Raw genomic sequence first — 10,870 nt, 5'->3', positions numbered from 1 at the left:
TTTTTCAGTAGATTATCAGGTACGGTAGGGCATACCGAAACCTCCTCTGTAATGGGGAAAACGTCTGGGGAGATAAACCCCTCTGGTACTTATTGGCAACAATGGGTAGTAAGGGTTGTCGCCGAACCAGAAATCTAGAACTGTGAGGTCTGGAGAATCCCCACGCCTTCAGGCTGGGGAGTATGTCAAGCACGCGATCCCGACGGAAACTGGTTTGAATATCTGTACGAACCGGCGTAAAACGGCTGTACGTTGAAAAAATAAGCTTTTCTCGACTGCAATCTGGCTGTTGCGTAGAACCCCAGCGTCTTAGAGATGCCGGGGTTCTAATTCCTGTTTGCAAATGTTGTCGAGCGTCGCCCGAGTGAGAAACATTGACAGATTGACGATTTTGTGTTATGGACAAATGTGAGATGCACCCTTATGCGAGTATTCGAGAGTTTGCTAATCGACAACTCGCAAAACACCGCGTTTGAGTTCTTCAAAAACGTGGTTGATGAGATTTTGTTCTTCGAGTGTCAGGCTAGATTTAGATAGCAAACTCGCCATAAACACCTGTTGGTCAGCCCGAGTAATCCGATGTGACTCGAAGATCCGATCGGCGATTTCGCGAACCGTTCGATCGCAGGTTTGTGCTTGAACGTAAGACATAGTCGGTAGCCACCCCAAATTGACTACTTTTGGTATCGACTTTATCTTATCGGATTTTTTTAAACGTGCGTGCGATCGCCAGCTAAAGCGACTGCGATCGTCTTCACAAAAAAATGCGATCGCGATCGCAAGTCTCCCCAAAGGCTCTTCGTCTCTGGCTTTCAGAAAGTCGCAAAACGAATTGCGCGATTTTTTGCAACCGTAAAAACACGCATTTTAAAATAAAAACAACAGACCAATTGTCCGTATCTTGCGATATGTTTTTCATTAAAAATACGGAATTCCGAGTACCTTTTCCTCAAACAAAGCCCCCTTCAATAGAGAAGGAGGCTCGATCGCAAGCTGGAGAACAAAGATAGAACCGTCAATCCAGAGATCGTTTCAGAAGGCGTTTACACGAAAATACTGCCAGACGCCTCAGCAATCTCGAACGGCGTCACCCCTTGCACCACGCCGACGTACTGACCGCTGGCAATAACTTTCAACGCGGTCGATGCCGTGGCCGCTCCCGCATCGATCGCAACATCGACCGCCTCGAGAGCGATATCGGCAAAGCCGACGCCGTCCAACTGGATTTTGTCCGCTTCTGCCACGCTGAAATCGGTAATCACGTCCGCTTCAGCAGCCGTCGCCGTTGCCGTACTGTTGGTCAGAATAAAGGTATCGGAGTTCGTACCGCCGGTGAGGAAATCGCGACCGAGATCTCCCGATAGGGTATCTTGTCCAGCACCGCCGATGAGTACGTCGTCGTCCGCGCCACCGTTGAGCAGGTCGTTCCCGTCTCCCCCGTTGACGATATCGTTTCCTCGGTTGCCGTTGAGGATGTCGTCACCGGCTTCACCGTTGAGTTCGTCTGCATCCGCACCACCGACCGCCACATCATCGCCATCACCCATATTAAAGGTGTCGTTCCCTTGGTTTCCAACGATCGGAACGTCGTTGGCTGCCGTTCCGGTAAACGTATCGTTCCCACCAAAAGCCACCACCCAACGGGCGTTGTTGAAGTCCGTCGAACCGTCGGGGAGAATTGCGGGAGTGAGATCGGTGAAAATCGGCGGCGTTCCCAAGTTGGGCGGAGCGTTCAAGTCGATGGTGTCGTCACCGACTGACAGTCCGATCAGGTCGAATTGGTTCGTCGGAGCCGTCGGATCGGGGTTTTGGGCGCTGCCTTGTTCGCCCATGTTATAGCTGGCGTATTCTGCCGTATTCGATGCCGTCGGGGGCAGCGGAGCCGGTTGTGTCGGCGTATTGATTTGAGCCAAACCCGCCCCTTGAGACGGGCTGAGTTCGGCCGCTTTAACTCCCGTCGGTGCGGTAAGAACGAGGGTGTAGTTGCGGGTATCCTGTTCTCCGAGGGGCGTATTGCTAAAGACCCGTACGCGATATTCTGTGTTCGCCGCCAACGCTTCGGTGGCACTGACACCAACCCCCGCGACGTCATCGGTAATGACACCGTTCGTCATGTCGATGATTTGCAAGCGGGGGGTGAAACCGGAACCCGACGAGACCTGTGCGGTGAGCGTTTCGCCCGCCAAGGTCGTGGCAACGCGATACTCGTCAGCGAGGGAGTAGTTCGTCGGCGAAGGCAAGGCGAGAAAGTCTCCATCGGTCAGTTGACCGTTGAGAGACAGAGTATTTCCCGACTGAGGTGCGCCGGTGATGGAGTTGGTTAAAGACGAGAGGGTGACGTTCCCGGCATCGACTAAGGCTTGTATTTTGTAATCGATGGGAAAGACGGGAGCGGCTTCGTTCGTCGTGAGGATGACGCGATATTCCGTTTGACCCGGAATTAATGCAGTCGTCGACGTGGCCGGATTGCCTTCGTTAAAGCTTCCTGCCAGTTCCGTTCCGTCTTCGGGGTTGGCGGCCACGAGTGCCACGTCCGTTGCGCCAGTTGGCGTGAAGGTCAGCGTTAAGTTTGCGGTGGGTTGGTCGACCGTGAGTAAGTATTCGTCAAAGCGCGTGACGGCGTTGTTCGTCGTCCCGATATCGCCCGACATGAAAATCAGATCGTTGGCGTTGAGTTGACCGGATAGGGTTGTGTTATTAGCCATGTTTACAAAGTTCCTAAAATCGAAAAAAGGAAAGGCTGCTATTGAAATAGACGATCGCGCGAGAAATTAGTTCCAAAACTCGCGATCGAGACGGTTTTGGGTCGCTCGAAATCGAGATGTATTCGATCTTCATCTCGTTCGGTCTATCCTCGGGAAAGTTTTTTGCAATCGGGTCGGTGAGGTCGCGCTAAAGCCTTCGGACGGATGTGTTTGCGATCGCACTGCCTGAATGTGGTTCTCGAGGCGTTGTTGCGGCAGTCGGACGCGATCGCGCTGCGGTTCGAGGTGGGGAGTCGCCCGACCGTTCGCGAGATTGCCATTGGGTTCGCTGCGATCGCTTGCCCTCAACTCGATACGTTTATATCGATACAAGACACAGCTTTTAAACAGTTAAGATCGTCTGCCTTTGCGAGTTCATCTGTCTCGGCGCGATCGATTTTCGAGCGTTTGCTCGAAATACATCCGATCTGTATCGATTGGCATCTGTTTCTCGATAAAAAACGATAAAAAAATACTTTTTGATTTCAATAAATACAAATATATTTTATGAATTTATTAAATTTATTTAAAATTTTTAAATTTTGTTATATCGATATTTTTTAGTATCAAAAAATACAAAAAATCACTAATAAATATTTTTTACATTTCAAAAAAATGCCGATCCCAAAACCTGTTTACAACAAACGATCGCAGCATTTTATATTATCTCGCCTTTTAAAAAATCAAATAGCGAGTCGAGCCATTGTCTCTTATCTTTCCGTGCGATCGCCTCGATTTCGCACCGCGAGAGACGCCGGACTGAGCTGTTCGTACTGCTCGAACGGTTGATGAATCCAAGGATTATCTCGAAGGTATTCGACGTAATAATCCGGTGCGATGTTTCCACAAGCTTTGTACCACAACACCGCCGTTCGCATCTCTTCGATCTCGTCGCCATAGCGATCGCGCAACCACGCCAACACCGCTTTCAACGATTCCCCCGAATCCACCAAATCGTCTACCACTAAAACACGCCGTCCGAGAGGAGTCGAACTCATCGTCAAATGAGGGGCGATCGAAACCCGACCGCGTTCTCGTCCGTCCGCACCGCCGTAAGACGACGTAGCCAGAATCGCCAACGGACAGTCGAACAGGCGTGAGAGGATATCGCCGACGCGCAAGCCACCCCGCGCCACACAAAGGATGCGATCGAATCTCCAACCGGATTCGTACAGGTTTACCGCCAAACGTTCGACGAGCTGGTGGTATTCCGCCCAAGACACGAAAAGATCCGACATAGCTCCTTGCTTAGAAACAGATTTTTTACAAACCGATAGTACGAACTGCCGATTCTCTCAGCGGGATGTCAACCTAGCTTAGCATCGTCGTTTGTCGTCGAAAAACGAAGAAACCGGGCTTCTTCAAGAAACCCGGTTTCCATTAAATCGAAGCGGTCAAACCCACCTATTTGGTTTCAGAGAACTCCGCATCGATGACATCGTCGCCGCCGTCATCGGAGGAGGAGTCCGAAGGCGCTTCATCGCCGGGGGCTGCACCCGCCGCAGCACCGTCACCACCAGCTTGCTGGTACAGGTTGGTGCTGACCGCGTACAGGGCTTGTTGCAGCTCTTCGGTCTTCGCTTTCATCGCCTCGTCGTCGTCTTGGCTGACGGCTTCCTTGAGTTCCTTAATCAAACCTTCGATTTTGGACTTATCGTCGGCCGGAACTTTGTCGCCAAGTTCGTTGATTTGCTTCTCAGCTTGATACGCCAGCGTATCGGCTTGGTTTTTCAACTCGATGCGTTCGCGGCGTTTCTGGTCTTCTTCCGCGTTGGCTTCGGCGTCTTTCACCATGCGATCGACTTCCGTATCGGAGAGAGTCGAAGCACCCGTGATGCTGATAGACTGCTCTTTACCCGATCCTTTGTCCTTCGCGGTAACGTTCAAGATACCGTTGGCGTCGATATCGAAGGTAACTTCGATTTGAGGGACGCCACGAGGCGCGGGAGGAATTCCGTCGAGGCGGAACGTTCCGAGGCTCTTGTTGTCCGAGGCCATTTCCCGTTCCCCTTGCAGGACGTGGATTTCCACATTGGTTTGACCGTCCACCGCCGTCGAGAAGGTTTCCGATTTCTTCGTGGGAATCGTGGTGTTGCGGGGAATCAGTTTGGTCATCACGCCGCCGAGGGTTTCGACCCCCAGAGACAGCGGCGTCACGTCCAGCAGCAGAATGTCTTTGACTTCTCCGGCGAGGACGCCACCTTGAATCGCCGCACCCACTGCAACCACTTCGTCAGGGTTGACGCTTTGGTTGGGTTCCTTACCCAGAACGTCCGTGACGAGTTTTTGGACGGCGGGAATCCGAGTCGAACCCCCAACCAAGACCACTTCGTCGATGCTCTCTTTGCTGAGTTTTGCGTCTTTGAGGGCGTTTTCGACCGGGATGCGACAGCGATCGATCAAGTTGGCGCAGATTTCCTCGAACTTGGCCCGCGTCAGCGTCATATCGACGTGCTTGGGTCCGTCTTGCGTCGCCGTAATAAACGGTAAGTTGATGTCGGCTTGGGTGACGCTAGAGAGTTCGATTTTGGCTTTTTCGGCCGCTTCCGTCAGACGTTGCAGAGCTTGTTTGTCTTTGCGGAGGTCGATTCCTTCAGTTTTTTGGAATTCTGCGGCGATGTAATCGACGATTTGTTTGTCGAAGTCGTCACCGCCGAGGTGAGTGTCGCCGGAGGTGGCCATCACCTCGAACACGCCGTCACCGACTTCGAGGATGGACACGTCGAAGGTTCCGCCGCCGAGGTCGAAGACGAGAATGGTTTCGTTACTCTTCTTATCGAGTCCGTAAGCCAGAGATGCGGCGGTGGGTTCGTTGATGATCCGCAGCACTTCCAGTCCGGCGATTTTTCCGGCGTCTTTCGTAGCTTGACGCTGGGAGTCGTTGAAGTAAGCCGGAACGGTAATGACGGCTTGGGTGACGGTTTCGCCGAGGTATTTGCTGGCGTCTTCGGCGAGTTTCCGCAGCACTTGCGCCGAAATTTCTTCGGGGGCGAATTGTTTCTCGGCTTGCGGACAGTCGAGTTTGACGTTCCCGTTAATGTTGAGAACTTTGTAGGTAACTTCGCTAGTTTCGTGGGTCACTTCGTCGTGACGGCGTCCGATGAACCGTTTGACCGAATAGAAGGTGTTGGTCGGGTTCATCACGGCTTGACGTTTGGCGATCTGACCGACCAGGCGATCGCCGTTTTTCGCGTAAGCTACAACGGAGGGCGTGGTTCGGAAGCCTTCTGCGTTGGCGATGACGGTGGGTTTACCCCCTTCCATCACTGCGACGCAGGAGTTGGTCGTTCCGAGGTCAATTCCAACGACTTTGGCCATGGGTGTATCCTGTGTGTCTCTACAACTTAAATAAATGGGGTGTCGAAGCTTTTCGCGAGTCGATCGCGACCGCCGATCTCATGCGATCGATTGCAAGCCCTCAGAGGCGTCAGTTTCTCGCTCGACAAGCGCCTGTGCGAGCAAACTCTCTCTAATCGCATTTCTTTACTTTTCTATACTGACGGCGGGGGCGCTTCCCTTGAAGGCGTGTTTCCCGAACCTGTGTGAGGACGGTTTGTCATAGAACCGCCTCGATCGCGGTTGAGGTGACGGCGGGTTTGGAGAGGGGTCGTTTAGCCGTCCGACCACAAATCCTGCGAAAGTTCGGCGTCCTCTGGCGTTGTTGCGGCTGGGGATGGGGTGGGGCGATCGCTCTGACTCGGACGAAGATCGGATAAACTCACCTTCACGTTTTGAGATGGCGGGACTTTGGGCAGGGTAACGCTTAAAAGCCCGTCTCGCAACGTCGCGGTGGCGCGGTGGGGAAGCACTTCGACGGGAAGGTCGATACTGCGCCTGTGCGATCGCGCGTGGAGTTCTGTGTAGACGCGATGTCCGTTCCGCAGTTCTCGACGGGGCTGTTGCAGGTTTCCGTAGGTTACGGTCGCCGAGAGGGTGACGCGGTTTTTCGTTACTTCCAGGTCGAGATCTTGCGGTTCGACGCCGGGAAGGAGCGATCGCAGTTCTAAAGTCGAGTCGGTTTCGCAAACTTCGACGGGAATCGAAACCGAAGGACGTAACGGGGATAGGCGATCGAATTGGGGTTGAGGGCGGACGAGAAGTCGAGCGTTCATCGAAAGCAAGCGGTAAAAGTTTCGCAGTTGAGGATGTTTTCGTGTCTTTCTGTCTCCTATCCTAAAAAGCCCCAACCGCGCTCGCATTGGGGCAAACCGTATCCGGGTCGGTGGTATTTTCGCGATGGCGAAAACCGAACGTCGTCGCGATTTCTTTCAAAAACGGTTTTAAGGGGATTCGGTGTCGAACTCGAATTCAGAGCGGCGATCGCGTATTTTTCGGTAACACTGAGGCGGCGTCACCGGAAGCGGTTCGAGACAAAAAAACGTCGCGCGACCTTCAGCTTGCAACAGCAACATCACGTCGGTTTCCGGGTCGTAGCGATCGACCGCTTCCAAAATCGGAACGCTGTTAAAATGATTTTGCAACAAAACGGTATCCGGTGCCGTCAACCAGGCGTTTAAAAAGGGCGCCAAACGACGCCGCGCAATAAACGACACCTCAAACGTCGCCCCCGTAGATGTGAGTTTCGGGCTGTCAGTACTGCACACCAACAGCCCCCGTCCCGAGGTTAAATACCCCAGCCAAGCGTTGTAACCGAGAACAGTTACGTTACGCTCGATAAAGGTTTGTTGCCAATTATTTGAAACCATAAAAATAGAGATGAGGAGAGAAGGGGTAGGGTGCGTGACGCGGCTGAAAAATGTCAAGTTTGACCGTCAAATGAGATTTTCCGCATCACGCACCGACTCACCATCACATCATCCGGTCATTCCTCACCCGGTCACCGCGATTTACCGTTAGAAGCCGTTTCGATGTCCCGACGCAGTTCCAACGCCGCACTAACCATATTGCGCGTAGCGGCGACGGTTTCGGGCCAACCGCGCGTTTTCAGACCGCAATCGGGATTGACCCAAATGCGATCGCTCGGTAAATGCTGACTGCACTTGCGGATGCTCTCTTTAAAAGTGTCCTCAGAGGGAACGGCGGGTGCGTGAACGTCGTAAACCCCCGGCCCCACCTGTCGGGGATAACCTGCATCTGTCAGTTGCATCAGCGTCTCGTTGTTACTGCGGCTGTCTTCAATCGAAATCACGTCGGCGTCCAAGCGATCGATCGCCTCCATAATGTCGCCGAACTCCGAATAGCACATATGCGTGTGAACCTGAGTTTCTGGCTTGGCGACGCCGACACTCAACCGGAACGCATCGACAGCCCAACTGAGATAGTCGTTCCACCGCTCTTGTTTGAGCGGTAAACCTTCCCGTAAGGCGGGTTCGTCCACTTGAACGAATTTTGCGCCAGCCGCTTCTAAATCGGCCACTTCCTCGCGAATCGCCAACGCCAGTTGAAACGCCTGTTCTTTGCGAGAAATATCGGTACGGGGGTACGACCAGTTCAACATCGTCACCGGGCCGGTTAACATTCCTTTGACCGGTTTGTCCGTGAGAGACTGCGCCACTTGAAACTCGCGGACGGTCATTGCTTGGGGGCGCAGGATGTCGCTGTAGATAATCGGCGGACGCACGTAGCGGCTTCCGTAGCTTTGTACCCAACCGTGACGGGTGAAGGCGTAGCCGTCGAGTTGTTGTCCGAAGTATTCCACCATGTCGGAACGCTCGAACTCGCCGTGAACCAAAACGTCCATTCCCATTCCGTCTTGGACGCCGATGCAGTAGGCGATGTGGAGATCGATCTGCTGTTGGTATTCTGACGGAGTCAGTTCGCCCCGTTTGTAGCGGGCCCGCAGTTTTCGCACCGCTTGGGTTTGGGGATAAGAGCCGATGGTGGTGGTGGGGAACGCCGGAAGTTTCACCTGTTGGGAAACGCGATCGCTGTAGGGTTGCGATCGCTCGAAATCTGAAACTTTCAGCGATTCGATGCGCTGTCGAACTTCGGGTTTGGCGGGATCGAACAGACGGAACGCCACCCAGTCTTTTTCAATGCGATCGAGTCGGGAGTTGAGGCTGCGATTCTCCAGGGTTTGACCGAGAACGGCCACTTCTTCGAGTTTTTGTTCGGCGAAACTCAAAACGTTTCGCAAGGGGTCGGGAAGTTGGGTTTCGCGGCGAGCATCGTAGGGAACGAATTGCAAGGACGCCGACGGTTGAACGCACAAGTTGCGGGTGACGGTTTGCAACTGGCGTAGCAAGGTGGTTGTGGCTTCGGGACGGATACGCCAGACGTTCCGAGCGTCCACCAAACCGACGCCGAGGCGTTTGTCGCTGGGGAATCCGTGGGTTTTGACCAATTCCAGGGTTCGACCTCGGGTAAAGTCCAAGGCGATCGCGGATACGGGAAGTTGCACCACCCAGGGATAGGTTTCTCCGAGGTCGTCGAAGTAGGTGACGAGGTGCAGGGGAATTCCCACTTGAGAGAGTTCGCCGTATGCGGTTTCAAAGGCGGTTTGCAACTCCGGGGCGTCGCTGAAGACTAAGGCGGGTTCGTGGAGTTGAACTTCGGCGATTTCGAGTTCGTTCAGTTGGGTCAGCAGTTGTTGGTACAGGGGGAGCAGTTGGGACAGGACACTGTCAAATTCGACCCCGTCGAGGCGACTCAGTCGTAACAGCGTCACCGGACCGAGAACGATGGGAACGGTGCGTTCTCCCAAGACGGATTTGGCGCGACGAACGGTATCGAGAAAGTCGCCAAAGTTGGCGGTTGGGGTTAAATCTGACGTGATTTCGGGGACGAGATAGTGATAGTTGGTGTCGAACCACTTCGTCATTTCTAAGGCGGCGATTTCGCCTTTTCCGCGTGCCATTGCGAAGTAGCGATCGCGTCCTTCTAGCGATCGAAATCGTTGGGGGACGAGTCCGAAACGAATCACCCAGTCGAGAACGCGATCGTACAGCGTGGCATCGCCGACGCCAATGCCTTCAATATCTGCTTCGAGCTGTGTTTTCCAAGCCCGAACTTGTAAGGTCTCGAACGTGGCGAGAAGCTCGGATTCGGATATGTTTCCTTTCCAAAAACTCTCAAGCGATTTTTTGAGTTCTCGTTTTTGTCCGATGCAGGGATAACCTAATGTTGTTGTCAGCATGATTTGCAAAGAATTGTTGATAATGGTTGACAAACTCACTTTAGAGTTTTTTTGAGATTTGAGAGAACAGGGGTGATGCAGTGCGATCGCTATGTTCTCGAGCTATCTCGAGCTTTTAAATCTGTTTCGATCGGAAGTGCGATCGCTTGTATTCAAACGATAAAGCATCTGTCGTCGATGTTAAATTGCCAACGAAGCATTTTCCAATCTCGGGCAATACAATTTCTATAAGGAGGTAGTGCAGTCCTGAAAATACGATCGCCCAAAGGATTTCTCGAACGAAAATTTCGTTGAGAACGTCGAGAGTCAGAAAATCGAGCTTCATTTCACCATTCACGAGCATCAGGAAGGCTTGAAAAAAGAGAAATCCACTGAAAAAACTCGTCCAAATACCTAAATAGCGATCGCGAATTTTACAATTTTCTGACGGAGCAATCCACAGAGAAAATCCAGCGATCGCGAGTCCGGTCAATCCCGCGACACCTCCCCAAATCCACCACTCTAGATCGATCGAACTGTGACGAACGAAAACGTCATAAAAACGATCGATCGCCCACAACCCAACGAGACTCGACACAACCGTTTTTAACGGAAGCGTTCGACTGGCGATCGCAGAAAATGCAACGATAGGAACGTGAGGCGATACGAGACAACTCAAACTCGCCACCGTAACGAGTAAACTCAGCCACCAAGAACAACAGGTTTCTCGTTGAGAACTACAGTTTTGAGAAACCGTTTTTTGAAGGGTTTTCAAAATTTCAGATTCGTAAGTTACGACGATCGGTCGATCGTCTTCTTGAGTGGGATACGTCATCGCAAAATTTTCCTCGCTTGCACGAAGGCACGAAAATGTCAAGAGCGATCTGATACGTTTAGAACAGCCAAAAACGCACGTTTGAGATCGCAACAAATACCCGAGCGTTTAAAGGTATTTGTTCTGAAAAATCTCTCGATTTAGATACCGTTCGATTTCGTAGAACGACCCCTCAGCACCTCCCTTCAGTAAGAGAAGGATGGGTGGGGTTCCGAT

Annotated in this window: 9 protein-coding genes; all 9 read right to left on the bottom strand. The window is 52.5% G+C overall.

The genetic code is table 11. The features are described from left to right. Positions 1 to 444 precede the first annotated feature (444 nt). The 9 genes from POG22_RS04945 to POG22_RS04905 all read right to left on the bottom strand — a co-directional run bounded on the left by POG22_RS04945 (position 445) and on the right by POG22_RS04905 (position 10,654). Positions 445 to 651: a hypothetical protein gene (locus POG22_RS04945; protein ID WP_017660305.1), complete on the bottom strand. Its 207-nt coding sequence runs from the start codon at positions 649 to 651 to the stop codon at positions 445 to 447. Between the two features lie 392 nt (positions 652 to 1,043). After that, positions 1,044 to 2,705 carry a calcium-binding protein gene (locus POG22_RS04940; RefSeq protein WP_498903945.1) on the bottom strand — a complete coding sequence of 554 codons (1,662 nt, stop codon included), beginning with the start codon at positions 2,703 to 2,705 and terminating at the stop codon, positions 1,044 to 1,046. 129 nt (positions 2,706 to 2,834) lie between these two features. Then, on the bottom strand, positions 2,835 to 3,077 hold the full coding sequence (locus tag POG22_RS04935; protein WP_498903943.1) for a hypothetical protein: 243 nt from the start codon (positions 3,075 to 3,077) through the stop codon (positions 2,835 to 2,837). 377 nt (positions 3,078 to 3,454) lie between these two features. After that, positions 3,455 to 3,982 (bottom strand): phosphoribosyltransferase, encoded by a 528-nt coding sequence (locus POG22_RS04930; RefSeq protein ID WP_498903942.1) that lies wholly within the window; start codon positions 3,980 to 3,982, stop codon positions 3,455 to 3,457. A gap of 166 nt (positions 3,983 to 4,148) precedes the next feature. Beyond that, positions 4,149 to 6,062: an Hsp70 family protein gene (gene dnaK / locus POG22_RS04925; protein WP_498903941.1), complete on the bottom strand. Its 1,914-nt coding sequence runs from the start codon at positions 6,060 to 6,062 to the stop codon at positions 4,149 to 4,151. Between the two features lie 293 nt (positions 6,063 to 6,355). After that, entirely contained in the window at positions 6,356 to 6,856 is a 501-nt protein-coding gene (locus POG22_RS04920; protein WP_498903939.1) for an Hsp20/alpha crystallin family protein, read from the bottom strand. Between the two features lie 168 nt (positions 6,857 to 7,024). After that, positions 7,025 to 7,450: a hypothetical protein gene (locus tag POG22_RS04915; protein ID WP_498903938.1), complete on the bottom strand. Its 426-nt coding sequence runs from the start codon at positions 7,448 to 7,450 to the stop codon at positions 7,025 to 7,027. A 131-nt stretch (positions 7,451 to 7,581) separates the two neighbouring features. Next, a complete protein-coding gene (metE, locus tag POG22_RS04910; RefSeq protein ID WP_498903936.1) occupies positions 7,582 to 9,840 on the bottom strand; it encodes a 5-methyltetrahydropteroyltriglutamate--homocysteine S-methyltransferase in 2,259 nt (752 codons plus the stop codon). A 115-nt stretch (positions 9,841 to 9,955) separates the two neighbouring features. Next, positions 9,956 to 10,654, bottom strand: a complete 699-nt coding sequence (locus POG22_RS04905; RefSeq protein ID WP_498903934.1) for a hypothetical protein — start codon at positions 10,652 to 10,654, stop codon at positions 9,956 to 9,958. Positions 10,655 to 10,870: the final 216 nt, after the last annotated feature.

It is taken from the genome of Geitlerinema sp. CS-897, from assembly GCF_028368005.1.
Lineage (GTDB): Bacteria > Cyanobacteriota > Cyanobacteriia > Cyanobacteriales > Geitlerinemataceae > Baaleninema > Baaleninema simplex.
Note: the sequence above shows the minus strand (reverse complement) of the source record. Positions and strands in the feature narration are given on the sequence as shown.